The organism is Halorussus sp. MSC15.2 (assembly GCF_010747475.1).
Lineage (GTDB): Archaea > Halobacteriota > Halobacteria > Halobacteriales > Haladaptataceae > Halorussus.
Window position 1 is genome coordinate 163,792 of record NZ_VSLZ01000001.1, and the last position, 24,640, is coordinate 188,431.

The following is a 24,640-nucleotide window of genomic DNA, read 5'->3' on the forward strand; positions in this document are numbered from 1 at the left end:
CGTCGCTCCGAGTCGCGGTTCGGACTCGCGGGTCGCGCCGGTCGGCGAGCGTGCGGGCCGAGCGTCGCGCGGGCCGGGCGATATTAGACGCGTCGGGCCGAACACCGACGACATGGGGGACCGGGTCAACCTGCCCGACGACAGAGACCGACAGCGAACCACCGTGACCGACGGCTTCTTCGAGCGCGAAATCCACCTCTCGCGGGACGCCACCGCCTCGTTTCTCCGGGAGTTGGCCGACCAAGTCGAGAACGACACCCGCCTCACGCTCTCCTCGCAGGAGTGGGAGATTCCGTTCGAGTACCGCGAACCGGTCGAAATCGAGGTCGAGTTCTCCGGCGGCCGCGAGGCCGAACTGGAGGTCGAGTTCGAGTTCACGGAACCGCGCGGCGGCGACGAACTGAGCGTGGAGTGACGGGAACTGGACGCGGCCGAACGAGCTGGACTGCGACGACAAACAGTGGACTGTCCGAGCGAGCTAGCTATTTCTCGAACGAGCTAGCTACTTGAGCAAAGGAGTCAGCGACCGCACCGTCACGGCACCGCAACCGCGAGAGCCTCGCGCCTCCCCAACCGCTTGCGGTCCTTGACCGCCGCTTCGCTCTGGTCTGCGGTCCTCAGCCCTCGCGCGGCTTGACGCGGCACCACGAGAGCGCCGCGCCAGCGCACGCCGAGAGAAAACGCAATAAAACCCCGAAAGCGAACGCCGCCGACCCCACGCATCGCCTCACTCGTACCGGAGCGCGTCGATGGGGTCGGTCTTGGCCGCGTTCCACGCCGGGTAGAGACCCGCGACGACGCCGACGAGGACGCCCACGGCGACCGCGATTGCGAACCACTCGTAGGGCAGGACGAGGCTCAGGCCGATGTACTCCCCAGCGGCGTAGGCCCCGGCGATGCCGACCGGGATACCCAGCACCGACCCGAACAGGCCGAGCAGGACCGCCTCCAGCAGGAACAACTGGAGCACGTCGCGGTTCTGCGCGCCGACCGCCTTCATGATGCCTATCTCCTTGGTTCGCTCGGTGACCGAGACCAGCATGATGTTGGCGATGCCGATGGACCCGACGACGAGCGAGATGACCGCGATACCGGTCACGAAGTTAGTGAGGGTGTTTATCAGTTCCTTGAGTTGGTCCACGAGGTCTTGGTCGGTCTCCACCGAGAAGGCGTAGCTCTCGGGCACGAGTCGGGCCGCGTCCGAGCGGTTCGTGAGGTACGCCCGCACCGCCTCTTTGGTCTCGGGCACCGCCGCGAAGTCCTCGGCGACGACCGTCACGGTGGGGTAGACGCGCTGGCTCTCGCCGGTGGTCGGACTCTCGATGGTCGTCCGGTAGAAGGGGTCGGTCGGCACGAACACGAGCGGTTCGGACCCGCCGCCGAGTCCCTCGAAGGCCCCGCCCGACGCCGAGGCGTTGAGGAGACCGACGACCTCCGCGTCTATCGACTCCCCGGAGGCGAGTCGGAGCGTGACGTTTTGGCCGACCGAGAGCGCCGGGTCGAACAACTGGGCGGCCTGCCGGTTTATCACGACCTCGCGCCGGCCCTCACGGAAGGCCCGGCCCGCCGCGAAACTCCCCGCGTCGAAGTGGCTCGGCGAGGTGGCGACGACCTGTCGCTGGGCGACCGTCTCGCCGCCCGCCGAGACGGCCGCGGTGGGTACCACCCCCCGCGGGACGACCGACTCGACCCCCGAGAGATTCCGAAGTCGGTCGAGGTCGTGGGTCGTGAACACCGGTTGCGCGCCCGCGCCCGGCCCGCCGTTCTCGCCCTCGGGGCCGGCCCAGACGTAGATGTTCGGCGTGCGGTCGGCCCCGACCTGCCCGAGGACGTCCGCCTGCAGGCTGGTCCCGAGGGTGACGAAGGTGATGACCGCCGCGACGCCGATGATGACACCGAGCGCCGTCAGCGTCGAGCGAAGCTTGTGACTCCGGATGGACCGCCAACTGAGACGCAGGCTCTCTGCGAACTCCATCAGGGACGGTCGGTCTCGACGCGCCGGGGGGACTCTATCTCCTCTATCCGTTCGACCGTGCCGTCGAGGACGTGAACCACGCGGTCGGCGTGTTCCGCGATAGGGCGCTCGTGAGTCACCATCAGGATGGTGTTGCCCTCGTCGTGCAACTGCTGGAACAGGCCCATTATCTGTTCACCGGTCTCTTGGTCGAGGTTCCCGGTCGGTTCGTCGGCGAGGATGATGGCCGGGTCGGCGGCCAGCGCGCGGGCGATGGCGACGCGCTGGCGCTGGCCGCCCGAGAGTTCGTTCGGCCGGTGGTCGCCCCGGTCGCCGAGTCCGACCTGCGCGAGCAACTCCTCGGCCCGGTCGATGCGCTCGCTCTTATCGACGCCCTGAAACACCAGCGGGAGCGCGACGTTCTCGGCCGCGGTCAGTTTCGGCATGAGGTTGAACGTCTGGAAGACGAAGCCGACCTCCTCACCGCGGACCCGCGTGCGCTTGCGCTGGGAGATGGCCGACACTTCGCGGCCGTTGACCCACACCTCGCCCTCGGTCGGCGTGTCGAGACAGCCGATGAGATTGAGCAGCGTGCTCTTGCCGGACCCGCTCGGTCCCATCACCGCCGTGTACGACCCCTTCGAGATAGAGAGGTCTACCCCGTCGAGCGCGTGGACGGGTTCGCCGAGGAAGTAGGTCTTCCTGACGTCGCGGAGCGCCACGGCCTCCTCCGCGGCGTCGCCGTGCGCCTCCTCGCCCTCCCCCCGCTCGGTCTCCACGTCGGACTCGGTACCCGAGTCGCTGGCAGCCATTGTCTTTCGAATCACGGGAGGGATTGCCAAAACACTAGCGCCCGTCCCGGGTGGAAACGTCCCGTTGCACTCGTTGGACCGCTCGTCGGTCCCCGTCGGACCGGACCCCGTTGCACTCGTTCGACCAGACTTTTCACCGCGGAACGCCCAGATGCGGGCATGAAGACGACCGGCGGAAGCGAGGCGGCGAAACGCGCGGCGGGCGAGAGCGCGGCCGAGGCGGTCGAAGACGGGATGGTCGTCGGTCTCGGCACCGGTTCGACCGCGGCCCACGCGATTCGCGCCATCGGCCGGAAGGTCGATAGCGGTCTCGACGTGCGCGGGATTCCGACCTCGTTTCAGTCCCGAGAGTTGGCCAAGGAGTCCGGGGTCCCGCTGACGACGCTCGACGAGACCGACGAGGTCCACCTCGCCATCGACGGGGCCGACCAGTTCTCCGGGCCGCATCTCGTGAAGGGCGGCGGCGCGGCCCACGCCCGCGAGAAAATCGTGGACGCGGCCGCCGACCGCCTGCTCGTGGTCGCGGACCCGAGCAAGTTCGCCGACGAACTCGACCACCCGATTCCGGTCGAGGTCCTGCCCGACGCCAGAACGACCGTGGCGGAGGACGTGCGCGCGCTGGGCGGGTCGCCGACGCTGCGGACCGCCGAACGCAAGGACGGCCCCGTCGTGACCGACAACGGCAACCTCGTGCTGGACTGCGATTTCGGTGATATCTCCTCGCCCGGCGTTCTCGCGGCCGACCTCGCCGAACTGCCTGGTGCGGTCGAACACGGCCTGTTCGTCGGCATGGCCGACGAGGTCCACGTCGGGAGCGACGACGGCGTCGAAGTCCGGCGGTTCTGACGGTCTCCGGTCGGTATCCCGCGGTCTCCTCACTGTAGCCTCCCGTTCTCGTCTCTCGAAGCGATAGCTCTCGGACCGACGCCTCTCGAAGACGTTCCTGAACGCCAGTTCCGAGCGACGAGCTATCAGCTACGGGGCGTCTACGTCGAAAAGAAACGAAGTAATTGCCGATTTACAGGTCGCGGGGCTGGACGGTCTTTCGGTCGTTGGCCTCGGCGCGGCGGGCAGCCTCGTCGAGGAGTTCTTCGACGCGCTCGTCGAGGGCATCGTAGAAGTCCGACGCCACGTTCTTGTCGTTCAGTGCGTCCTTGACAGCGGCTTTGACGATGAGGTCTGCCATACGACCATTTCTTTCCTGCCACCCCTAATAAAGCTTCTCAAATTCTCGGGCGAGCGGGCCTATGTCGGTCATTTCCCGGTCATCTATCAGGAATGCCAAAAGGAATAAATACTAGGGAGTTGTGTGGCGCCGTTCCGGCAGGTCGGTGGATAGGAGTACGTAGAGTACCGAGAGTTGGACATGCGTGATTTGCTCGAAGCGGTCGCCGCCGGTGAGGTGAGTCCGTCGGAGGCCGAGGCACGATTGGCGGGGTACGCGACCGGCGACGCCGGACGGTTCGACGCGGCCCGAGAGACCCGGAGAGGCGTCCCCGAGGCGATTCTCGGCGACGGAAAGACGTCGGAGGAGGCGGCCGCGCTCGCCGAGACCGCGGTCGAGACCACCGGCCGAGCGATTCTCACGCGGACCGACGACGACCAGCGACGCGCCGTCCGCGAGCAGTTGGCCGACGACCATCCCGACGCCGAGGTGACGGTCCACGACCGGGCGAACGTCGTGGTCGCCCACGCCGCGGACTTCGAACCGCCGGACCTCGCCGCGACCGTGGGGGTCGTCACGGCGGGGACGAGCGACGCGGTTCCGGCGGGCGAGGCCGCGGTGCTCGCCGAAGAGATGGGCGCGACCGTCGAACGGACCGACGACGTGGGCGTCGCGGCGCTGACTCGCATCGTGGACCAACTCGACCGTCTCCGGGGTGCGGACGTGCTGGTGGTCGCCGCGGGCCGCGAGGGCGCGCTTCCGACCGTGGTGGCGGGACTGGTGAACACGCCGGTAATCGGTCTGCCGGTCTCGACCGGGTACGGGTACGGCGGCGACGGCGAGGCCGCGCTGGCGGGGATGCTCCAGTCCTGCTCGGTGTTGTCGGTCGTAAACGTCGATGCGGGGTTCGTCGCGGGCGCGCAGGCGGGACTCGTCGCTCGCGCCATCGACGCCGCGGTCGGCGACGAGTCTCGACTTGAGTAGCCACGGAGACACTCTTTCGCCGGACGATACCGGCGACTTCGACCGGCCTATTCCACTCGCGCTGACAGGATTGGCGTTCAATTATCGCAAACGTTCTTTGCGTTTTCGGAAAACACGCTCACGTTCGGGAAGCATTTTTGGTGTTGTAGGACAAAGATTTGGATACTGGCAGTGACCCTGCCAGTTGAAACCCAATGCCAAAGTGTGACCACTGCGGCGCGCACGTCTCCGAACGATTCGAACGAGTGTTCGCCGACGAGGACGGTCGAGTCCACGCCTGCGTTTCGTGTTCGGCGAACGCCGGAATCGCGGAAGTCGCGCGCCAACGCGCCAGAGAGGCTCGAGCATAGCCCGCCGAACGGGCGGGAACCGAAAGGATAAGAACCACCACGCGAAGCCTGTAAGGCGTGTCAGTCCACTGGGTCTACATTATCGAGTGCGACGACGGCAGCTTTTACACGGGCTACACCACCGACGTGGAGCGCCGCGTCCGCGAACACGACCGCGGCGAGGGCGCGAAGTACACCCGCGGACGCACCCCGGTCGAACTCGTCCACCGGGAGCGGTTCGACTCGAAATCGGCGGCCATGTCCCGCGAGTACGCTATCAAGCAGTTGTCGCGGGCGGAGAAGGAACAGTTAGTGGAGCGCGACGGCGAGTCCGAAGCCAGCGATTAACGCAGGGGGTCGCCCTCGGGCACCGACGCCGGGAGACCGACCAGTTCCGCGCTCCGACGCCAGAGTCGGGTCCGGAGTTCCTCGTCACTCGCCGCTTCGGCGGGCGACGCCCGCTCTCGCCGGTCGAAGTACGCGCCGGACACGTCGGCAACTTCGTCGCTCGTCGTGAGGGAGACGAGCGCGTCGGCGGCCCCAGAGACGCTCTCGAAGGGTCCGACCGGTGCGACGCCGGCGACCAACGACGCCGCGCTGGTGAACAGGCACGAGAACCCCGTCGCGTTCCGGACGAGACGCGTACCGGGAATCCAACCGGGGTGGACGCAGTTCGCGGTGACGCCGGTCCCGGCCAGTCGGTCGGCCAACTCGCGGGTGAACAGGACGTTCGCCAGTTTCGAGTCGGCGTAGGCGTCGAGCGCGTCGAACCCCTCGCCGCGGACGATGGCGTCGATGTCCGACAGCGAACCGTTTTCGTGGAGTGAACTCGACGTTGTGACGACTCTCGCGGGTGCGATCGCGCGCAGGCGCGGCGCGAGCAGGTTCGTGAGCAGGAACGGCGCGAGGTGGTTGACCGCGAACGTGAGTTCGACGCCGCCCTCGGTCGTCCGGCGTTCGCTCTGGGAGGTGCCCGCGTTGTTCACTAGCGCGTCGAGGCGGTCGTAGTCGGTCCGAACTGTCCGGGCCAGTTCCCGGACCGCGTCGAAGTCGCCGAAATCGACCGGGTAGAACTCGCCGTCGCTCTCGGGTGCGGCCGCCCTGACCGCCGACAGCACGTCCGCACCTGCCTCGCGGTCCCGGCCCGTGAACAGTACGGTCGCACCGCGTTCGGCCAGCTTTCGAGCGGCCTCGCGGCCGATACCGCTCGTACCGCCGGTCAGGAGGACGACTCGGTCCACGCTGACTCAGTCGTCGGCGTCCGCTTCGGCCTGCTCGGCGTCGGCCCGTTCCTCGTCCACCCCGGCGTCCGGCGCGGTCACGTCCGGGTCGATGAAGGCGTACTCGACGGCCTGTTGGCCGAGTTTCCGGACGCGCTCCTCGATGTCCTCGTCGATTATCTCGCCGTCCTCTATCTTGTTGCGGGCGCTCCGGATGCCGACCTGATGGGGGAGGACCCACGCGTGGACCCCGCGGGCGGTGATGCGCATGTGGTCGAGGGTGCTGGCGAACGACCCGCCTCCGGCGGTCGCCAGCAGGCCGACCGTGGTGTCCTCGTACTCGTCGAACCCGCAGTAGTCGTGGACGTTCCGGAAGGCCGACGAGTACGACCCGTGGTAGACCGGACTCCCGAGAATCACCGAGTCGGCCTCCCGAATCTTGCGCTTGAGTTCGGTCGCCTCCGGAGGTTCGTCCTCGTCGGGGTCGAAGACGGGGAGGTCGTACTCGCGCACGTCGAGGAGTTCGGTCTCGGCACCGCGCTCCTCGGCCGCGTCGAGGACGTGCTTCAGCGCCACGCGAGTGTAACTTCCGTCACGCATGCTCCCGGAGAGTGCGACGACGACGGGGGTTGCGTTCATCTTGACCGGGACTAGGTGCCTGAACAGCAAAACCGTTTCCGGGATTCGATTTTTGTAAAAATCCGGAGGAGTGAGTGATGGATGACGGTTCTGGGGTGAGCGTCGGAGGGACGAGGGTCAGCGTCGGTTCGTCGTCACTGGGACGTCACCCTTGGGTTGGAGCGTGACCGCCGCCGAGAGTTCGAGGTCGTCGTAGTCCCGGGTCAGCGTCCACTCCTGCGCCATCGTCGCCAGCACGAGTTGGGCCTCGGTCATCGCGAACTGCTGGCCGATGCACCGCCGCGGGCCACCGCCGAACGGGAAGTAGGCGTATTCGGGTCTCTCCCGGCCCCCGTCGCCGAGCCATCGCTCGGGACGGAACTCCTCGGGAGCGTCCCAGAACCGCTGGTCGCGGTGGAGGACCCACGTCGGCATGACGAGCAGGGACCCCTTCGGTACGGCGTAGTCGCCGAACGTCACCGCTTCGGCGGGCGAGCGCCGAATCTCGTGGGCGGGCGGGTAGAGCCGCATCGCCTCTTTCACGACCGCTTCGGCGTACTCGAACTCGAAGACGTCCTCGATGGTCGGGCGTTCGTCCACGACGTCGGCCAGTTCCTCGTGGAGTCGCGCCTCCGCCTCCGGGTTGCGAGACAGCAGGTCCCAGACGTAGGTCAGGGTGAGCGCGGTCGTCTCGTGGCCCGCGAACAGGAACGTCAGCATCTCGTCGCGTATCTGCTCGTCGTCCATCTCGGCGTCCGCGTCGAGCAGCATCGCCAGCAGGTCATCGCGGTCGGAGTCGGCGCGACGGCGCTCGGCGAGGATGTCGAATATCTGGGCTTCGAGGTGGTCGTGGGCGCGGTTCGCCCGCCGGAGGAACGGCACGGGTGCCCAGTCGGGTGCGAGGAAGGTGATGGGCTGGTTCTGGGGTTCCAGCGGTCCCTGCATGGCCTCGACCGCGTCGTAGATGCCGCGCGCTTCGAGGTCGATGTCCTCGCCGAACATCGACTCGACCAGAATTTCGAGGGTCGTGCGGGTCATCTCCTCGTGCAGGTCAACCCTACCGCCGTCGCGCCACCGACCGACGGTGTCCTCGGTCCGCGAGACCATGATGTCGGCGTAGTTCTCGATGTGACTCATGAAGAACGCCGGTTGGATGGCCTCGCGCTGGCGCTCCCAGCGGTCGCCCTCGCTGGTGAGTAGACCGTCGCCGACGATTTCACGCAGTTTGTCGGTGCTGCTCTCGTGCTTCGGAAACGTCACGGGGTCCTCCAGCACGCGCTTCACGTCGTCGGTGTCAGTTAGCATGTAGGCGTCCCAGCCGATAATCTCGTAGTTGACCACTCGGCCGTACCGCTCGGCGCACCGCTCGCGGAAGTCGCAGGGGTCGCGCGCCCACTGGTGGGTGTTTCCGACGAACGGCAGGCCGCGCGGTCCCGGCGGCGATTGCGTCGTCATATTCGGATGTACAGGGTAGGTAACCCTGATTCTACTGCCGCGAATACGGGGTGCATTTATATAGGGCGGGCGTAGCCGAACCTATGCGATACGCGCGAGTCCGGGTCGCGCCGACCGAGGGGGCGGGCGACCACCCGCTCGGCGCGCGCCTCGCCGAAGTCGAGGACGTCGAGCGCGAGCGGGTCCACCGCATCGAACTCCTCGACGACGGGACCGGCCTGTTGCTGGCGGAGGCCAGCGGCGACCGGGACCGGTACGAGCGACTCCTCGCCGACAGTGAGTTCGTCCACGACTACACCGTCACTGGAACCGGGGGCAACTGGTACGCCTACGTCCACTTCGAACCGAACGAACAGGTCCGCGGGACGCTGGCCGAGTTCCGCGACTCGGAACTGATGATAGAGATGCCCATCGAGGCGCTGCCCGACGGTGCGCGGGAGATGACCTTCGTCGGCGACGAGGCGGCGTTCGCGGACGCGATTCCGACCGACCCCGAGCGCTACGACGTCGAACTGCTGGAGATGGGCGAGCGTCCGCCCCGAGCGGACGACTTGTTCTCCTGTCTCACCGAGCGCCAGCGGGAGGTGCTGGACGCCGCGCTCGAACGGGGGTACTACGAGAACCCCCGTCGGGCGACCCACGAGGAGGTGGCCGACGCGCTGGACGTCTCGCCGAGTACGGTCGGCGAACACCTCCGGAAGATAGAGTCGCGGGTCTTCTCGCAGTTCGCCCGCGAGCGGTGAGGTGACCGGTCGGCGGGCGCAGACGGACCGAGGAGTTCGTCGCCGCTCCGTCACCGTGCGACGGTGCCACGCGGTGGTTTTTTCGGCGGGGGTGGCGACGATACCCGTATGGAGACGCCGATTTCGTTCGGAACCGACGGTTGGCGAGCGACGCTGGACGAGTTCACCGCGCCCCGCGTCCGAATGGTCGGGCAGGCGGTGGCCGACTACCTGCGGGAGGTCGAAGACCGCGAGGGAGGCACCGTCGCGGTCGGCTACGACGCCCGCGAGACCTCGCGGGGGTTCGCCGAGGAACTGTGTCGCGTGCTGGCGGCGAACGGGTTCGACGCGCTGATTCCGCCGCGTGACTGCCCGACGCCGCTGGCGGTCTGGACCATCGCGGACCGCGAGTTGGCCGGTGCGCTGGTCGTCTCGGCCTCGCACAACCCGCCGAACTACAACGGCGTGAAGTTCTTCCCGCACGACGCCGCGCCCGCCCTGCCGGCGGTCACCGACGAGATTATGGCCCGCATCGCCGAACCCCGCGCGCTCCCCGAGGACGAACAGGGGAGCGTCCGGGAGGAAGACCTGCTCGAACCCTACGCCGAACACGTCTTCGACGTGGTGGGCGTCGGTCCCGACGAGGACGAAAATCTGGACGGACTCGAAGTCGTCTACGACGCGATGCACGGGTCGGGGCGCGGATTCACCGACGAACTGCTCGAACGCGCCGGGGCGACCGTCCACCGGCGACGCTGTGAGCAGGACCCCGAGTTCGGCGGGACGAACCCCGAACCGAGCGCGGAGAACCTACAGGGCTTGGTCGAGGCGGTCCGCGAGCGCGACGCCGACCTCGGCATCGCCAACGACGGCGACTCCGACCGCATCGCCGTCGTGACGCCCGACCGGGGCTTCCTCGACGAGAACCTCTTCTTCGCGGCGACCTACGACTACCTGCTCGAAGACGACTCGGGTCCGGCGGTCCGAACCGTCTCGACCACCTTCCTCGTGGACCGGGTCGCGGAGGCTCACGGCGAGGAGGTCGTGGAGACCGCGGTCGGATACAAGTGGGTCGCCGAGGCGATGGGCGAACACGACGCGCTCATCGGCGGCGAGGAGTCCGGCGGGTTCTCCGTCCGCGGCCACGTCCGCGAGAAGGACGGCGTGCTGATGGCCCTGCTCGCGGGTGCGGTCGAGAACGAGCGCTCATACGACGAGCGCGTGGACGGCCTGCTCGCGGAGTTCGGCGAGATTCACCAGTCGAAGGTCAGCGTGGACTGCCCCGACGACCAGAAGCAGCGCGTGCTGTCGGACCTCGAAGCCCAACTCCCCGAGGAGGTAGCGGGCGAACACGTCGAGGGAGTCAACGACACCGACGGGTTCAAGATTCTGCTCGAAGACGGGTCGTGGCTGCTGGTCCGGCCGAGCGGGACCGAACCGAAGATGCGCGTCTACGCCGAGGCCGCGAGCGAAGAGCGGGTATCGGAACTGCTCGACGCCGGGCGCGAACTGGTCGAACCGCTCATTTAAGCTTCTCCTTCTCCGAAGTCGAGCATTCCGCCGGGGTTCGCGTAGTAGACGTACGCCAGTCCCAGTCCCAGCACCACGGCCACCAGTCCGAGAACGTCGCTGACTCCAACCGTGACCCCGTCCGAAATCGTGACGTACCCCATCACGAACGCGAACGCGGTCCAGATTATCGCCACGCGTCGGCGTCGTCTCTCGTCCATGCCGGTGTTGGCGGAGTCCGAACAGTTGGTTCTATTGGAACGCGCTCGCGTCAGTCCTCGTTCGCACCGTAGCGACCGCGGAGGCGGTCCCCGTCCGCCTCGTCGCCCGAAATCTCGAAGCCGAGCGACTCGTAGAACGGCCGGACTCCGGGGTCGAACTCGGCGGTCAGCGGCGCGCGGCGCTCGGCCGCGGTCCGGACCAGCGCCGACCCGATGCCCCGTCCCCGGCGCGCCCGCCGGACCGCCACGGCGTCGATGTGCGAACCGTCGTCCGCGCCATCGACGTGCGAATCATCGTCCTCGCCAGCGACCAGTACGAGCGCACCCAGAATCGGACTGTCGCGGCCTTCCGCGTCTCGCGGCTTCGCCGCTCGATTCTCCGAGTCGCGTCGCTCCTCGTCCGCCACCAGCACGTCCCCGGCGTCGATTCGGTCGCGGAGGTCGTCGCGGACTTCGAGCATCGCGGCGTCGAGGACCCGCCGGACGCCGAGTCGGTCGTCGGTGGCGGCCTCCCGAATCTCGACGCCCGCCTCCGACGTCCCCGTCACGCTCGCTCGCCGGCGAGCATCCGGTCGGTCATCGCCAGCACGTCGTCCACCGACGGCCGGTCGCTCGGCTTCTCCCCGCGGTGGACGGCGTGGAGACGCAGTTCGCCGCCGCGGGCGTCGAGTATCGCCACTTCCGGCATCCGCCCGAGCAGGTCGTGGAGTGCGCCGAGTTTGCCGAACCGGGTCGGCTGCCCGTACGCCTCGGCGGCGCGCTTGTCCTCGTCGGCAACCAGCGGAAACGGGAGATGGTACTTCTGCTGCCACTTCCCGGCCTTCTCCTTCGACTCGGGCAGGACCGAGACGACCGCGACGTCGCGGTCGCGGAACTCGTCGTAGCGGTCCGCGAACTCCTGCACCTGCCGGCGACAGTTCCGACAGCGGTAGTCGCGCTGGAACAGCAGGACGACTGCGACGTTGTCGTCCGGCGGCGTCCGACCGCTCGGCGGGCGTCGGACTACTGTCTCGGAGTCGGCCGCGAGGTCCGAGAGGACGAGGGGGTCGGGACCCGCCCCGGCGTTGGGCAACTCGAAGTCGAGTTGCGAGACGCCGAGGTCCCTGCGCTCTCGCTCGAACTCGGTAACGGGTCCGGCCTCGGCCTCCACCATGGGTTCGCTCTCGCTCCGGCCCTCCGGCGTCCCCGCGCCGGCGTCTCCGTCGCGGCCGCTCCCGCCCTTGATGAGTCGCAGGACTTTCACGTGGTCGGTCTCGACGGGTTGGTCCTCCGGCACCGGGCGACCGTCCACCATCACCGAGACCTCGTGGGGACTGAGGTCCACCTCGTCCAGCAAGTCGGCGTAGGTCGCGTCCTCGACTTCGAAGTCGTGGCTCCCCTCGCCGACGACTTCGACGGTCACGTTCATGTACTGGGTTTCCGCGGCGCGAGTGGTAAGCGTGTCGGGAACGAGGGCGCGTCGGAAAGCCGTGTATCGAGAGCGACGTGAGACGTGGTATCGGGAACGACGAGACTGCGCCGAGCAAGAGTCGCCGCGCTACAGCATTTCCATGCCGGAGTCGGCCGAACGGGTTCCTCGTCCACGGTATCCACGCCACGCGCCGAGCGCGAACGCGCCCACCCCGACGAGGAGGACGAGGAACTGGACGATGCCACCGAGTATCGGGACGAAGCCAACAACCGAGACGGCGAGCAGTCCGGCGGCCAGCGCCAGCCACCGACTGTCGGTGTCGGCCAGACCGAGTCCCCACGCCCCGAGCGAAAACGCGCCGTAGACGTAGCCGACCCACAGCACGAGGGGGTAGAGCAGGACGACGAGCAGGCCCAGCGGAATCCCGACTAGCGAAATCAGCAGCAGAACGAACAGAACCGGAATGCCGACGAACGACAGCAGTCCGATGCCGCCGGAGCGAAGGGGGTTGTCGGCCGCTCGCTCCGCGGTGCCGTTCGAGAACCGCGGGAAGGCCAGCAGTAGAATCGCCCCGAGGACGAGATTCGCGAGGAAGCCGTACACGCCCGCGAGCCACTTCGGGACGACGAGTCCGGCCGGACCGACGGCGGCGTCGGGACTCGAATCCTGTCGAATCTCGCCAGCGACTCGCGCGCCATCGGCGCGGTCGAGGTTGCCGTCGTAGGTCAGGTCGCCGCCGATGACCGCGGTCGGTCCGAGCGTGATTGTGTCCGCGCCGATTTGGGCGTCGCCGCCGACTTCGCCGTCGAGGACGACGCTCCCCGCTCCGGCGTCCAACTGACCGCCGACTCGGCCGCTTTCGGAGAGAACGACGTTACCGCCGGCCGCGCTGACGTCGCCGGTCACGGTGCCGTTGATTCGGACGTTGCCGGACGCGGCTTGCAGGTCGCCGTTCACCCGGCCTTCGACGTTGACGTTGCCACCCATGGCGCTCAGGTCACCGTTCACCGTCCCGCGGACGACGACGGTGCCACCGAACGCCCGGACACTCTCGTTGACAGTCTCTCCTTCCTCGACGACGACGGTGCCGCCCGCCCGAGTCTCGTCCGCCGCGACGGGTGCGGGCACCGCCGCGAGAACTACCAGTGCGGTAAACAGCAGGGTGAATAGTTTATCCATACTGAAAATATTGGCGGGTAGTTATTTAATAGGTTAGTGGTTGGTCGCCGCGTCTGCGACTCGCACCACCGTTTCAAGTGGCTAGGGCCGTCCCGGCAGTGCGGTCCGACCCTCGACCGGGCATGAACCGCCGGGCGTTCGCCGTCCGTCCGAACCTCGGGGAGTTTAAGACCGGCTAGCACTTGGTGTGGCACATGAGCGAGGTCGAGAGCGAGGCCGACGAGGTGGCCGAGAGCGAACCCGACGAGGCCGAGGTGGCCGAGGCCGGGCGGGACGAGATATGGATTGAGAAGTACCGGCCCGGGACGCTGGACGAGGTGGCGGGTCACGACGACATCACCGCGCGCCTGAAACGCTACGTCGAGCGCGACGACCTGCCGAACCTGCTGTTCTCCGGACCGGCGGGCGTCGGGAAGACGACCAGCGCCGTCGCCATCGCCAAGCAGCTCTACGGCGACGACTGGGAGCAGAACTTCCTCGAACTCAACGCCTCCGACCAGCGGGGCATCGACGTGGTCCGGGACCGCATCAAGAACTTCGCACGGTCGTCGTTCGGCGGGCACAGCTATCGCATCATCTTCCTCGACGAGGCCGACTCCCTCACGTCGGACGCCCAGTCGGCGCTCCGCCGGACGATGGAGCAGTTCTCCAACAACACCCGGTTCATCCTATCGTGTAACTACTCCTCGAAGATTATCGACCCCATCCAGTCGCGGTGTGCGACCTTCCGGTTCGGTCCCATCGGTGACGAGGCCATCGCCGAACAGACGCGGAAAATCGCGGCCGAGGAGGGCATCGAGACGACCGAGGACGGCGTGGAAGCGCTCGTCTACGCCGCCGACGGCGACATGCGCAAAGCCATCAACGCGTTGCAGGCCGCGGCCGTGATGGGCGAAGTCGTGGACGAGGAAGCCGTGTTCACCATCACTAGCACCGCCCGCCCGGAGGAGATAGAGCAGATGGTCACCCACGCCATCGAGGGCGACTTCACTAAGGCGCGCAAGGTGCTGGACGACCTGCTCACGAACAAGGGGATGGCGGGCGGCGACATCATCGACCAACTCCACCGGTCGGTCTGGGAGTTCGACTTGGACGACGAGGCCATCGTGCGCCTGATGGACCGCGTCGGCGAGGTCGATTACCGCATCACCGAGGGTGCCAACGAGAGCGTCCAACTGGAGGCGCTGCTGGCGTCGCTGTCGCTCGAAGACGAATAGCCGCCAGACTCGCCCGACCCCGCCAGATTCGCGGCGGGTTAGCGCGATGCTAACCCGAGCGCAATCGCTCGTTTCGTCGGTAGCGGCGCTCGGGAAAACGGATTTCACCGGGAAAACGTCGCGTTGCTCCCGAAAACGGTCCCGAACGGCCACCTCTCTTATGTCCCGAACCGTCGTAGCCCCGACCGAGTACATCATGGGACGCTATCCACGTCAGGTACGGGACGCACAGGTCAAGTGCATCGACTGTAACGCGCCCGTCGTCGAGACGATAGAGGGCAACTACGCCTGCGTGAACTGCGGGTCCGAACCGCTCAGCGCGCGGTCGGAGGCGCCCCCGTCCGGCCGAGAGGACGCCGCATCTCCCGCGGACGACTGACGACTCGTTTCTCGTGGACGACCGGACGATTCGTCTCTCGCAGAAGACTGGACGACACTCGCCCGTGTCGCCACGAACCAGACTTTTGTCACTGGTCGGCGAACCGTAGCCTATGCGCCACCGCCCTCTCGAACGGACGACCGACGACGCCCGACGCCCGCGACCATGACCGCGAACGCGCCCATCCGAACCGAGTCGCTGACGAAGCGGTACGGCGACGAACTCGCGGTTCGGGACCTCTCGTTCACGGTCGAGCGCGGCGAGGTGTTCGGTTTCCTCGGCCCGAACGGTGCGGGCAAAACCACGACGATGCGGATGCTGACGACGCTGACCCGGCCCAGTTCGGGCGAGGCGTGGGTCGCCGGAGCGCCGATAACCGACCGCGACGCGGTGGTCGAAGAACTCGGCTATCTACCGGAGGAGCCGCCGATTCACGACGAACTCACCGGGCGCGAGCAGTTGGAGTACGTCGCCGGACTCCGCGACTCGCCGGAGACGGAGACCGACGAGCGCATCCGTGAACTGCTCGCGCGCTTCGACCTCGCCGCCGACGCCGACGACCGCATCTCGACGTACTCCAAGGGGATGAAACAGAAGACCGCGCTGATTCAGGCGCTCCTCCACGACCCCGCGGTGCTGTTTCTGGACGAACCCACGTCGGGACTCGACCCGCGGGCGGCCCGGACGGTCCGGAACCTGATAACCGAACTCCGCGAGGAGGGGATGACGGTCTTCCTCTCGACGCACATTCTCCCCGTCGTCGAGGAACTCGCCGACCGCGTCGGGGTCCTCCACGACGGCCGACTCGTGGCCGAGGGGTCGCCCGAGTCGCTGACCCACCGGGCCGAGTCCGGCGAGGAGTCAACCCTCGAAGAGGTGTTCCTCGAAGTGACGAGCGAGCGCCCCGGCGAGGCGTCTGACCCGGACGCGGAGCGGTCGGAGTTCGTCCGATGAAGCGCCCCAATCTCTCGCACGCGACCCGCATCGCCCGCGTCGAACTCCGCCGGAGCGTCCGGGCGATGCGGTCCAGCACGACGCGGACCGCCGCGTTCGGGTTCGCGCTCCTGTTCTGGGTCGCCCTGCCCACGGTCGGCGGCGGTTTCGCGGCGTATCGACTCGGGCGAGCGCTCCCCGAGGTCCCCGCGGCCCTCCCGATACTCGACCTCGTTCACGGCGGGGCGGCGGTCGGGTGGGTCGGTCTCGCGGCGCTCGCCGCGGCCCGGTCCGCGGGCAAGAAGGGGGAACTCGAATCGCCGGAGGGAATCCTGACGACGGTGCCCGCCCGGGACGCGGCACTCGGTCTCCTGCTGGCGGAGTACGCCCGCATGGCGCTGGTCGCCGCGATTCCGGTCCTGACCGTCGCTGCGGCGCTCGCGGTGGGTGCGGGCGTCGTCGCGCCGCTCCTCGCCGTTCCGGCCACCGCCGCAGTCCTGCTCGGCGTCGCGGTGTCCATCGGTTTTCCGGTCGGTCTCGGCGTCAAGTGGGTCACGCTCAGGTCGCCGTGGCTGGCTCGCCACAAGACCGCGCTGCTGGTCGCGCTGTTCGGTCTCTACTTCCTCGCGGTCACGTCGGAGTCGTTCGGTGCGGTACTCACCGCTCTCCAGCGAGCGCTCCGGGACACGCCGCTGGCGTGGTTCGGCGACGCCGCCCTGCTCGGACTGCCGGGCATCGAGGCGGTTCCGACCCGTGCGCTCGCCGCGGCGGCGCTGGCGGCGGTCCTGCTCCCGACGTTCGCGGCCGTCGGCGTTCGGTCGGCGACGACGCTGTGGTACACCGACCGCGCGCAGGGTGGGAGTACCGACCGCGTGCAGGACCAGAGAGACGAGGCGACGGCGCGGGAACGCGGGGACGACCCGGCGACGCCCGCAGACCCACCGCGGGAGGCCAGCGCGGGTCTCGGCGAGCGAGTCCTCTCGGGAGTGTTCTCCGGCGTCCTCGCCCGACCCACGCGGACCGTGACGCTGGCGGTGTGGCGGCGCACCCAGCGCTCGCCGATTCGACTGCTCTACGTCGCTACCCCCTGTTCTTCCTCTACGCGCCGCTCCGGACCGCGTTCGAGAGCGGCGTGCCGACCTCCCTGCCGGTGCTGGTCGCGCTCTACGGGACGTGGGCGGTGGGCGCGACGGCGCTCAACCCTCTCGGCGACGAGGGGTCGGTCCTGCCCGCGACGCTCCTGTCGGGTATCGAGGGCCGCCAGTTCGTCGCCGGGCACGTCCTGTCGGCGACGCTGGTCGGAGTACCGCTGGTGGCGGTGGCGACCGGCGTGACGGGTGCGCTGAGTCCGCTCGCCCCTGCGAAGTGGCTCGCGCTGACCGGCGCGAGCGCCGTCCTCGTCGTCTCCGGTACCGTCCTCGCGGTGGGCGTCGGCACCCTCTTCCCGCGGTTCGGCACGGTCGAGGTGTTCCGGAGTCGCGAGGTCACGATGCCGAGCAAGGGCGCGTTCGCGGCCTACTCGCTGGCGCTGTTGGGCGGCGCGGTCGGCGCGGTGGTGGCGCTCGTCGGACCGATAGCCGAGTTCGTCGGTGCCCTCGCCGGCGTCCCGCAGGGCGTCGTCCGTGCGGTCGGCGCGGCGCTGGCGGTGCTGGTCGGGGCGGTCGGGCCGGTGGTCGCGTACCGGTGGACGACGCGGGAGTTCGAGAGGTACGCACTGGACTGAGGGATTCAATATCAGAGTAGAGGGACGAATATACTAGTGAGCCTAGTACCGTCGGTCCAGCAGCGAGTTCGAGATAAGTAGTCCGACTGAATAAAATACTTATGTTGATTATATGTAGATGATGTCACATGAGGGAACTCCTGAGAAATAAGGAGTACATGTTGCTCTTTACTGGTCGGCTGACTACCAACATCGGAGATAGTCTCTATCTCATCGGTGCGATGTGGTTGGCTTTCGAACTTACTGGGTCGTCGTTCTACGTAGGAGTTGTCGGGTTTCTCACCAAGGCTCCGACTGCGCTACAGTTTCTCTTCGGTCCACTCGCCGACCGCTGGGAACTGAAACGAATTTTCGTCAGTACGCAACTGATTCAAGGATTGCTAGTACTACTCGTACCGCTCGCCGAGGTGATGAACTCACTGTCGATTTGGGTTCTCCTGTTTGTTATCCTACTAGTCTCCGTTACGAACCAACTCACGAGACCAGCGTTCTCGGCGACACTGCCGCTCGTCGTCGAGGACAAGAACATTACTCAGGCGAACTCGTTGTTCTCGACTGCGGCGCAAGGATTTAACGCGGTATTCAATGGACTGAGTGGACTATTGATTAGCCTCACAGGTACAGTTTTGCTGTTTACCATCGATTCGATTACCTTCTTCATCTCTTTGACGCTACTCGGACTCATGACGATTCCCGTAAGGAATAAGCAGGACGTTGAGGGAAGCGAAAAAGATTATCTCGGCGAACTACGGGAGGGTTTCGAATATCTTCATGGGTCGCTCGTTCTCCGGATTATAATCGCGGCTACCATAGCCAATTTCGGTTACGGAGCCGTGTTAGCGACTCTTCCAGAGTTCGCCGACTCGTTCGGTGGTCCGACCACGTACGGCCTCCTCATGGGTGCCGTGTCAGGCGGGTCCTTCGTCGGGTCGCTCCTTGCACTGAAGGTAGATGACGTGCCGTATGGGTGGTTCCTGATAGTCGGGTATCTCATCACTGCTGTCTCGATTTTTCTAGCAATGATTGTCGCCGAACCGTTGTTGACCGCGACGTTTTTTCTTCTTCGCTTCGATATCTCTCGGAGCGTACGCGGTACTCACCATGTCGATGATGCAATCAGTCATCGACAACAGACTCCTCGGCCGAGTCATGTCACTCTCCCAGAGCCTGTACGACGTGATGGTGCCGGTGGGTAGTATTGTCGGTGGTGCGATTGCCGCTACCTTCGCTCCGAGAATCACGTTCTATCTACTCGCATCGTTGTACACGGTTAACTTCGTCTACTTCCTCGTCCATCCACAACTTCGGTCTCTTCCGAAGATTGAGAGCATGGACGAAGACGTGCTGAATCTCGGTTCCTCTTCGTAAGCATCGAGACTTCGGTTGTTTCCGGTCGGGAGAGTGAACAAGACCGCTTCTTAGAACGTCTGTTAGGGTAGGACCCGCAAGACACCTCACAGGGCTTGTTACAACCATAAATAAAACCATCAGAAGTTAAAATATTCGAAACTTTTCATCGCAGTCTCGTTCGACGTGTCGGACTAGCAACTAGATTACGGCGTGATATACAGACGATGGTCCCATCCTTGGCTCGGCAGTCTGGGTGACTTCTCGAGACGAGAAGGCCGAGAAAGACTCGAAAATAGGAGAAAGGAGACGGTTTATCATCACTTGCGGCGAATTCCGAGACTACGAAACGGCGTAGTTGCGGAACTGTTTTACCCGTTCGTTGGCGAAATACGAACAATAATGAGCGAACTCGAAGAGGAGTACCGCCTCGATTATTTCGAGGAAGAGGGCTTCGTCAGGAAGGAGTGCACCGAGTGCGGTGACTTCTTCTGGACGCGCGACGAGGACCGCGAGACCTGCGGCGAACCGCCGTGCGAGACGTACCAGTTCATCGACGACCCCGGGTTCCCCGAGGCCTACACGCTCGAAGAGATGCGAGAGGCGTTCCTCTCGTTCTTCGAGGAGAACGACCACGAGCGAATCGACCCGTATCCGGTGGCCGCGAACCGCTGGCGCGACGACGTGCTGCTCACGCAGGCGTCCATCTACGACTTCCAACCGCTGGTCACCTCGGGCCAGACCCCGCCGCCCGCCAACCCGTTGACCATCAGCCAGCCCTGCATCCGGATGCAGGACATCGACAACGTGGGCAAGACCGGCCGCCACACGATGGCGTTCGAGATGATGGCCCACCACGCGTTCAACGCCCGCGAGGACCTCGAAGACCCCGACCAGTACGCGTATCAGGGCGAGGTCTACTGGAAGGACGAGACGGTGCAGTACTGCGACGAGTTCTTCGAGTCCATGGGGGCCGACCTGGAGGAAATCACGTACATCGAGGACCCGTGGGTGGGAGGGGGCAACGCCGGACCCGCCATCGAGGTCATCTACAAAGGTGCGGAACTCGCCACGCTGGTCTTCATGTCGATGGAGCAGGACCCCGACGGCGAGTACGAGATGAAGGACGGCAACCGGTACTCCAAGATGGACACCTACATCGTGGACACCGGCTACGGTCTCGAACGCTGGACGTGGATGTCTCAGGGCACGCCGACCGTCTACGAGGCGGTCTACCCCGAGATGATATCGTTCCTGAAGGAGAACGCGGGAATCGACCACACCGACGAGCAGGAGGAACTCGTCCACCGCGCCTCGAAACTCGCGGGTCACATGGACATCGACGAGGCCGAGGACATGGAGGCCGCCCGCGACAACATCGCCGACCAGTTGGACGTGTCCACGTCGGACCTCGAAGCCCTGCTCGAACCCCTCGAAGACATCTACGCCATCGCGGACCACTGCCGGACGCTGGCGTACATGCTCGGTGACGGCATCGTCCCGAGCAACGTCGGTACGGGCTACCTCGCGCGGATGGTCCTCCGGCGCACGAAACGCCTCTGTGACAACGTGGGCGTGGACGCGCCGCTGGACGAACTCGTGGACATGCAGGCCGAGCGACTGGAGTACGAGAATCGCGACACCGTCCGTGACATCGTCCGGACGGAGGTCGAGAAGTACCGCGAGACGCTCGAACAGGGCGGCCGCCGGGTCGAGCGCCTCGCCGAGGAGTACGCCGAGCGCGGCGAACCGATTCCGACCGACGAACTGGTCGAACTCTACGACTCCCACGGCATCCAACCGGACATGGTCGAGGAGATAGCCGCGGAGTTCGGGACGACCGTCGAGGTACCCGACGACTTCTACAGCGTCGTCGCCTCTCGCCACGACTCCGGGACGGCCTTCGAGGAGGAAGTCGAGGAGGACGACCGCCTCGCCGACCTGCCGACGACCGAGCGCCAGTTCTACGAGGACCAGTATGGCACCGACTTCGAGGCCGTGGTCCTCGACGTGTTCGAGCGCGAAGGCGAGGGCGAGGACGGAGAGACCGTCTACGACGTGGTCCTCGACCAGACGATGTTCTACCCCGAAGGCGGGGGTCAGCCCTCGGACCGCGGGACCCTGACCACCGACGAAAAGAGCGTGCAGGTCGAGGACGTGCAGATTCGCGACGGCGTCGTCCTCCACCGGACCGACGACGAGGTCGGCAAGGGCGACATCGTCCGCGGGAAGATAGACCGCGACCGTCGGCGTCGCCTGATGCGCCACCACACCGCGACCCACATCGTCATCCACGCCGCCCGCGAGGTGCTGGGCGAACACGTCCGGCAGGCGGGTGCCCAGAAGGGCATCGACAGTTCCCGCATCGACGTCCGCCACTACGAGCGCATCGACCCCGAGACCCGAGCGGAGATAGAGATGGTCGCCAACCAACTCGTGATGGACAACACCTCCGTCCAGCAGGAGTGGCCCAACCGCCACGAGGCCGAGGAGGAGTACGGCTTCGACCTGTATCAGGGCGGCATCCCGCCGGGACAGAACATCCGACTCATCCACGTCGCCGAGGACGTGCAGGCCTGCGGTGGCACCCACGTCCGACGGACCGGCGACGTCGGCACCATCAAAATCCTGAACACCGAGCGCGTGCAGGACGGCGTCGAGCGCATCACCTTCGCGGCGGGCGAGGCCGCCATCGAGGCGACCCAGCGCACCGAGTCCGCGCTCGCGGAGGCCGCCGAGATTCTGGACGTGGCCCCCGAAGAGGTGCCCGAGACCGCCGAGCGCTTCTTCGAGGAGTGGAAGGGCCGCGGCAAGCAGATAGAGGACCTGAAGGAGCAACTCGCCGAGGCCCGCGCGTCCGGCGGCGGAGGCGGCGAGGAGGTCGAAGTCGGTGACGCGACCGCGGTCGTTCAGCGTCTCGACGCCGACATGGACGAACTCCGGGCGACCGCCAACGCCCTCGCGGAGGAGGGCAAGATAGCGGTCATCGGGAGCGGCGCGGACGGCGCGACGTTCGTGGTCGCGGTGCCCGACGGCGTCGGCGTCAACGCCGGCGAGGTCGTCGGCGAACTCGCCCAGAAGGTCGGCGGCGGCGGGGGCGGCCCGCCGGACTTCGCGCAAGGCGGCGGTCCCGACGCCGAGAAACTCGACGACGCGCTGGACGACGCGCCCGAGGTGCTGAAACAGGTCGCAAACGTCTGATAATCACCTTCCTCGGTTTCTGATTATTTTCTATAGAGATTCCCAATAACCGTTCAGTAGCAAATAGCTACGGAGGTATCACATGCTGATAAATAATTATGTATAGTATGGTTAGAAAAGTATAACTTGTCTGGCTAATTAACTTACATGGAATATGGAAAAAAAAAAAAAAAAGACGATTCCAACCGTCGAGCGTTCCTTAAACGAACTGCGACCGCATCGGCGGCATTCACGATGCCCACTATCGGGTCGGCCGCCGCAAGCGAACAGAACCAAAGCGAAGCAGGAACCGCCAGCGCAAGCGGTCGAGTCGCCGAGAACACTGTCACGACACAAGGGACTCGACGTACACGCGGAAGCCGTGAAGCATTCGTAAACGCAATGCGTGAGAAGTATGGTCAAGAAGCCGTTGCACCTATTGACGACCGTTCAGAGATGAGTATCAGTAGTGCAATCGACTCTGCCGACATCGATGGCACTCGAATCGACGACGCAGGGTGCGACGGTTCGGTCTCGGTCGAAAACGGCTATGGCGATACGGTGGTGAGTGCCGACTTCATCATCGACATGTACGAGACCGACAACTATGATGGTTCCAGCGGAGATCGTCGGTACTTTTACCATCACTGGGCATCAGCACAGAGCCACAACCACAGCTATTTCAAGGGTAATATCTGGTCGTTCACAAATAGTATCGATTTCAGTAACGGAGATCTGAAGTGGTACAAGCCCGAGCAAAATTACTCTACGGGCGGCATTCCCGTCGACCTTAAGCTGAAAATTAGTGGAAAATCCAAGAAGGGAGTTAAAGCGACCGCAATAGGCAAGACCTCGTTCGATCTCCTCTCTGGGACGTTTCAGGTCAAAGGATCGGAAACTTCCATTGCGAACGACGAGTATGCAGTCTGGTGGGAAGGTGACCGTGAAGGTCAACAGACGGTCACCGGCCTCTCCGCTGAACAGCGCCCGTCCACCTCCGGATGGGATTACAACTACAACTTCGAACTGACTGGCGGAATGTATAAGAAAACGGCATAAATCTGAGGTTCGCTACTATCGACTATCCAAACAAAATTTTTAATGAGGGATAATTAAATAATTAGTTATGGAGAAATTTCCTGCCCAAAACGGTGCCCTCGCTGAACACTCGAATCGACGGGGGTTTCTCCAAAACGTCGCTACCGGCGTAAGCGCAATGGGCGTGGCCGGACTCGCCGGTTGCGTTGAATCGTCGGACTCGGCCACCGTCACTGATTCCGTCTCGGAGACTATCGACAGCGACTCAACGCCCCTCTCGCCGGACGAGTTCGACGAGTACGTCACCGAGATGCACGACCGATACGGCGACAGCGGGCCGTGGGGAAAACGTGGAATAGAACCCGACCACGGATTAACATACGTCGGAGCATGGACTGTACACCCAGAGAACTCGTCCACTTCAACTGATGGTCTTTCGTCGGACCACCTCGTCGCGCTGTATCGGATTCCGCCGGGAAAATCACGCGGTACATTCGATTACTATCAGTTCTGGATCTGGTCTGCAGTCGAACCGATAGACAGAGCAACCCTCAAGCGAGTTCGGCCGAAAGTGAAACTCTTGGGTGACGAACGTCGGATGCGGATGTACTCGCCAGCCGCAGAGGTTACGAACGGACCCATCCCAGTCGGATTGAGTCAGCCGACAGTCGACGGCCTGAATGTGACCATTCCCCTCACATCGGGGTCGATTCGAGTTAATCCAGAAGAGACACACGTCGGCGGGGCTGGAGCCTTTACTCCCGTCTGGTCGGGTTCGACCGGGAGCGTGCAGTCGGTCACGGCGACCTTCGAGTCGTCGTGGCCGAGTTCGCTCGGTCGCAAGTTCGACTGGACCGTCGAGACGACCGCCGAAGCCGACGGTTCGTAGACGAGAGCCGAAGTCCCCGTCACGAACCCGTGCGGAATCGAGCGGCCGACCGGTCCCGGCCTACTCGTCCCGACCGAGCGCCAACCGCTTCGCCCGCGCCCAGAGCGACTCCGAGCGACGCCGACGCTCCAGTCGCCGGGCGAGGTCGGCGTTGTTCTCCTTGAGGCGCGCCCGTTCTCGCCTGAGTCGCTCGTTCTCGGTTCTCAACCGCTCGTTCTCGGCGTCCAGTCGTTCCTCGGCGTCTAACCGCCCTACCTCGGCGCTCGGTCGGTCGAACGCCTCGGCGACGCTCTGCCGTTCGCCATCGCGTCTCGCCGCGGTCGATTCCGCCGGTTCGTCGGACCGGCCGGAGTCT

At 65.6% G+C, this 24,640-nt stretch carries 26 protein-coding genes and 1 pseudogene; 15 read left to right on the plus strand and 12 right to left on the minus strand.

Features of this window, described 5'->3' with window-relative positions; genetic code table 11:
* Window positions 1–112 precede the first annotated feature (112 nt).
* On the plus strand, window positions 113–415 hold the full coding sequence (locus tag FXF75_RS00880) for an amphi-Trp domain-containing protein (RefSeq protein ID WP_163519694.1): 303 nt from the start codon (window positions 113–115) through the stop codon (window positions 413–415).
* A gap of 312 nt (window positions 416–727) precedes the next feature.
* Here the strand turns inward: FXF75_RS00880 and FXF75_RS00885 are convergent, their stop codons facing one another.
* Window positions 728–1,975: an ABC transporter permease gene (locus FXF75_RS00885; RefSeq protein WP_163519695.1), complete on the minus strand. Its 1,248-nt coding sequence runs from the start codon at window positions 1,973–1,975 to the stop codon at window positions 728–730.
* Window positions 1,975–2,766, minus strand: a complete 792-nt coding sequence (locus FXF75_RS00890; RefSeq protein WP_163519696.1) for an ABC transporter ATP-binding protein — start codon at window positions 2,764–2,766, stop codon at window positions 1,975–1,977. The genes FXF75_RS00885 and FXF75_RS00890 overlap by 1 nt, the downstream gene beginning before the upstream one ends.
* 159 nt (window positions 2,767–2,925) lie before the next feature.
* On the opposite strand from FXF75_RS00890, the gene rpiA reads away from it, so the two are divergent.
* Window positions 2,926–3,612 carry a ribose-5-phosphate isomerase RpiA gene (gene rpiA / locus FXF75_RS00895; RefSeq protein ID WP_163519697.1) on the plus strand — a complete coding sequence of 229 codons (687 nt, stop codon included), beginning with the start codon at window positions 2,926–2,928 and terminating at the stop codon, window positions 3,610–3,612.
* Window positions 3,613–3,784: 172 nt separating this feature from the next.
* On the opposite strand, the gene FXF75_RS00900 is transcribed toward rpiA, so the two are convergent.
* A complete protein-coding gene (locus FXF75_RS00900) occupies window positions 3,785–3,952 on the minus strand; it encodes a DUF1931 family protein (RefSeq protein ID WP_163519698.1) in 168 nt (55 codons plus the stop codon).
* A 180-nt stretch (window positions 3,953–4,132) separates the two neighbouring features.
* Here FXF75_RS00900 and larB point away from each other — a divergent pair, with 180 nt between their 5' ends.
* Window positions 4,133–4,915 carry a nickel pincer cofactor biosynthesis protein LarB gene (gene larB / locus FXF75_RS00905; RefSeq protein WP_163519699.1) on the plus strand — a complete coding sequence of 261 codons (783 nt, stop codon included), beginning with the start codon at window positions 4,133–4,135 and terminating at the stop codon, window positions 4,913–4,915.
* A 407-nt stretch (window positions 4,916–5,322) separates the two neighbouring features.
* Entirely contained in the window at window positions 5,323–5,592 is a 270-nt protein-coding gene (locus FXF75_RS00910; RefSeq protein ID WP_163519700.1) for a GIY-YIG nuclease family protein, read from the plus strand.
* Here the strand turns inward: FXF75_RS00910 and FXF75_RS00915 are convergent.
* From FXF75_RS00915 to FXF75_RS00925, 3 genes are all read right to left on the minus strand, one after another.
* Entirely contained in the window at window positions 5,589–6,485 is an 897-nt protein-coding gene (locus FXF75_RS00915; protein WP_163519701.1) for an SDR family oxidoreductase, read from the minus strand. The two genes, FXF75_RS00910 and FXF75_RS00915, sit on opposite strands and share 4 nt — an antisense overlap.
* 6 nt (window positions 6,486–6,491) lie before the next feature.
* Window positions 6,492–7,103 (minus strand): NADPH-dependent FMN reductase, encoded by a 612-nt coding sequence (locus tag FXF75_RS00920; RefSeq protein WP_163519702.1) that lies wholly within the window; start codon window positions 7,101–7,103, stop codon window positions 6,492–6,494.
* 117 nt (window positions 7,104–7,220) lie between these two features.
* A complete protein-coding gene (locus FXF75_RS00925; RefSeq protein ID WP_163519703.1) occupies window positions 7,221–8,537 on the minus strand; it encodes a cytochrome P450 in 1,317 nt (438 codons plus the stop codon).
* Window positions 8,538–8,620: 83 nt separating this feature from the next.
* On the opposite strand from FXF75_RS00925, the gene FXF75_RS00930 reads away from it, so the two are divergent.
* Both FXF75_RS00930 and FXF75_RS00935 read left to right on the plus strand, forming a co-directional pair.
* On the plus strand, window positions 8,621–9,280 hold the full coding sequence (locus tag FXF75_RS00930; RefSeq protein ID WP_163519704.1) for a helix-turn-helix domain-containing protein: 660 nt from the start codon (window positions 8,621–8,623) through the stop codon (window positions 9,278–9,280).
* A gap of 108 nt (window positions 9,281–9,388) precedes the next feature.
* Window positions 9,389–10,789: a phosphoglucomutase/phosphomannomutase family protein gene (locus FXF75_RS00935; protein WP_163519705.1), complete on the plus strand. Its 1,401-nt coding sequence runs from the start codon at window positions 9,389–9,391 to the stop codon at window positions 10,787–10,789.
* Here FXF75_RS00935 and FXF75_RS00940 read toward each other — a convergent pair.
* The 5 genes and pseudogenes from FXF75_RS00940 to FXF75_RS00960 form a co-directional block, all read right to left on the minus strand.
* Window positions 10,786–10,989: a hypothetical protein gene (locus FXF75_RS00940; protein ID WP_163519706.1), complete on the minus strand. Its 204-nt coding sequence runs from the start codon at window positions 10,987–10,989 to the stop codon at window positions 10,786–10,788. The genes FXF75_RS00935 and FXF75_RS00940 overlap by 4 nt on opposite strands.
* 50 nt (window positions 10,990–11,039) lie before the next feature.
* On the minus strand, window positions 11,040–11,537 hold the full coding sequence (locus tag FXF75_RS00945) for a GNAT family N-acetyltransferase (protein WP_309221732.1): 498 nt from the start codon (window positions 11,535–11,537) through the stop codon (window positions 11,040–11,042).
* Entirely contained in the window at window positions 11,534–12,142 is a 609-nt protein-coding gene (locus FXF75_RS00950) for a peroxiredoxin (RefSeq protein WP_163521032.1), read from the minus strand. The genes FXF75_RS00945 and FXF75_RS00950 overlap by 4 nt, the downstream gene beginning before the upstream one ends.
* 60 nt (window positions 12,143–12,202) lie before the next feature.
* Window positions 12,203–12,397 (minus strand): annotated as a pseudogene (locus FXF75_RS00955) (ubiquitin-like small modifier protein 2); the annotation flags it as partial.
* A 129-nt stretch (window positions 12,398–12,526) separates the two neighbouring features.
* On the minus strand, window positions 12,527–13,579 hold the full coding sequence (locus FXF75_RS00960; RefSeq protein WP_163519707.1) for a polymer-forming cytoskeletal protein: 1,053 nt from the start codon (window positions 13,577–13,579) through the stop codon (window positions 12,527–12,529).
* A 194-nt stretch (window positions 13,580–13,773) separates the two neighbouring features.
* Between FXF75_RS00960 and FXF75_RS00965 the strand changes: the two genes are divergently transcribed.
* From FXF75_RS00965 to FXF75_RS01000, 9 genes are all read left to right on the plus strand, one after another.
* Window positions 13,774–14,796 (plus strand): replication factor C small subunit, encoded by a 1,023-nt coding sequence (locus FXF75_RS00965; protein ID WP_163519708.1) that lies wholly within the window; start codon window positions 13,774–13,776, stop codon window positions 14,794–14,796.
* 196 nt (window positions 14,797–14,992) lie between these two features.
* Window positions 14,993–15,175 (plus strand): hypothetical protein, encoded by a 183-nt coding sequence (locus FXF75_RS00970; protein WP_163519709.1) that lies wholly within the window; start codon window positions 14,993–14,995, stop codon window positions 15,173–15,175.
* Between the two features lie 165 nt (window positions 15,176–15,340).
* Window positions 15,341–16,129: an ABC transporter ATP-binding protein gene (locus FXF75_RS00975; RefSeq protein ID WP_163519710.1), complete on the plus strand. Its 789-nt coding sequence runs from the start codon at window positions 15,341–15,343 to the stop codon at window positions 16,127–16,129.
* Entirely contained in the window at window positions 16,126–17,442 is a 1,317-nt protein-coding gene (locus FXF75_RS00980) for a hypothetical protein (protein WP_240334472.1), read from the plus strand. Before FXF75_RS00975 ends, FXF75_RS00980 begins: the two co-directional genes overlap by 4 nt.
* Window positions 17,421–17,831, plus strand: a complete 411-nt coding sequence (locus tag FXF75_RS22340; protein WP_240334473.1) for a hypothetical protein — start codon at window positions 17,421–17,423, stop codon at window positions 17,829–17,831. Before FXF75_RS00980 ends, FXF75_RS22340 begins: the two co-directional genes overlap by 22 nt.
* Window positions 17,832–17,959: 128 nt before the next feature.
* Window positions 17,960–19,027 carry an MFS transporter gene (locus FXF75_RS00985; protein ID WP_163519711.1) on the plus strand — a complete coding sequence of 356 codons (1,068 nt, stop codon included), beginning with the start codon at window positions 17,960–17,962 and terminating at the stop codon, window positions 19,025–19,027.
* A gap of 553 nt (window positions 19,028–19,580) precedes the next feature.
* Window positions 19,581–22,379 carry an alanine--tRNA ligase gene (gene alaS, locus FXF75_RS00990; protein WP_163519712.1) on the plus strand — a complete coding sequence of 933 codons (2,799 nt, stop codon included), beginning with the start codon at window positions 19,581–19,583 and terminating at the stop codon, window positions 22,377–22,379.
* A gap of 147 nt (window positions 22,380–22,526) precedes the next feature.
* Complete coding sequence (locus FXF75_RS00995; RefSeq protein WP_163519713.1) at window positions 22,527–23,417, plus strand: hypothetical protein; 891 nt, start codon at window positions 22,527–22,529, stop codon at window positions 23,415–23,417.
* A 67-nt stretch (window positions 23,418–23,484) separates the two neighbouring features.
* The gene (locus FXF75_RS01000; RefSeq protein ID WP_163519714.1) at window positions 23,485–24,285 is read left to right on the plus strand and encodes a twin-arginine translocation signal domain-containing protein; all 801 of its coding nucleotides are present in this window, start codon (window positions 23,485–23,487) and stop codon (window positions 24,283–24,285) included.
* A 60-nt stretch (window positions 24,286–24,345) separates the two neighbouring features.
* On the opposite strand, the gene FXF75_RS01005 is transcribed toward FXF75_RS01000, so the two are convergent.
* Window positions 24,346–24,492, minus strand: a complete 147-nt coding sequence (locus tag FXF75_RS01005; RefSeq protein WP_163519715.1) for a hypothetical protein — start codon at window positions 24,490–24,492, stop codon at window positions 24,346–24,348.
* Window positions 24,493–24,640 lie beyond the last annotated feature (148 nt).

Coding starts and splice junctions, on each gene's coding strand:
- FXF75_RS00960 (WP_163519707.1), bottom strand. CDS start 13,579: ATGGATAAACTATTCACCCTGCTGTTTACCGCACTGGTAGTTCTCGCG.
- FXF75_RS00920 (WP_163519702.1), bottom strand. CDS start 7,103: ATGAACGCAACCCCCGTCGTCGTCGCACTCTCCGGGAGCATGCGTGAC.
- FXF75_RS00995 (WP_163519713.1), top strand. CDS start 22,527: ATGGAATATGGAAAAAAAAAAAAAAAAGACGATTCCAACCGTCGAGCG.
- rpiA (WP_163519697.1), top strand. CDS start 2,926: ATGAAGACGACCGGCGGAAGCGAGGCGGCGAAACGCGCGGCGGGCGAG.
- FXF75_RS00965 (WP_163519708.1), top strand. CDS start 13,774: ATGAGCGAGGTCGAGAGCGAGGCCGACGAGGTGGCCGAGAGCGAACCC.
- FXF75_RS00975 (WP_163519710.1), top strand. CDS start 15,341: ATGACCGCGAACGCGCCCATCCGAACCGAGTCGCTGACGAAGCGGTAC.
- FXF75_RS00980 (WP_240334472.1), top strand. CDS start 16,126: ATGAAGCGCCCCAATCTCTCGCACGCGACCCGCATCGCCCGCGTCGAA.
- FXF75_RS00935 (WP_163519705.1), top strand. CDS start 9,389: ATGGAGACGCCGATTTCGTTCGGAACCGACGGTTGGCGAGCGACGCTG.
- alaS (WP_163519712.1), top strand. CDS start 19,581: ATGAGCGAACTCGAAGAGGAGTACCGCCTCGATTATTTCGAGGAAGAG.
- FXF75_RS00885 (WP_163519695.1), bottom strand. CDS start 1,975: ATGGAGTTCGCAGAGAGCCTGCGTCTCAGTTGGCGGTCCATCCGGAGT.
- larB (WP_163519699.1), top strand. CDS start 4,133: ATGCGTGATTTGCTCGAAGCGGTCGCCGCCGGTGAGGTGAGTCCGTCG.
- FXF75_RS00900 (WP_163519698.1), bottom strand. CDS start 3,952: ATGGCAGACCTCATCGTCAAAGCCGCTGTCAAGGACGCACTGAACGAC.
- FXF75_RS01000 (WP_163519714.1), top strand. CDS start 23,485: ATGGAGAAATTTCCTGCCCAAAACGGTGCCCTCGCTGAACACTCGAAT.
- FXF75_RS00925 (WP_163519703.1), bottom strand. CDS start 8,537: ATGACGACGCAATCGCCGCCGGGACCGCGCGGCCTGCCGTTCGTCGGA.
- FXF75_RS00970 (WP_163519709.1), top strand. CDS start 14,993: ATGGGACGCTATCCACGTCAGGTACGGGACGCACAGGTCAAGTGCATC.
- FXF75_RS00985 (WP_163519711.1), top strand. CDS start 17,960: ATGAGGGAACTCCTGAGAAATAAGGAGTACATGTTGCTCTTTACTGGT.
- FXF75_RS00930 (WP_163519704.1), top strand. CDS start 8,621: ATGCGATACGCGCGAGTCCGGGTCGCGCCGACCGAGGGGGCGGGCGAC.
- FXF75_RS00940 (WP_163519706.1), bottom strand. CDS start 10,989: ATGGACGAGAGACGACGCCGACGCGTGGCGATAATCTGGACCGCGTTC.
- FXF75_RS00880 (WP_163519694.1), top strand. CDS start 113: ATGGGGGACCGGGTCAACCTGCCCGACGACAGAGACCGACAGCGAACC.
- FXF75_RS00950 (WP_163521032.1), bottom strand. CDS start 12,142: ATGGTGGAGGCCGAGGCCGGACCCGTTACCGAGTTCGAGCGAGAGCGC.
- FXF75_RS00890 (WP_163519696.1), bottom strand. CDS start 2,766: ATGGCTGCCAGCGACTCGGGTACCGAGTCCGACGTGGAGACCGAGCGG.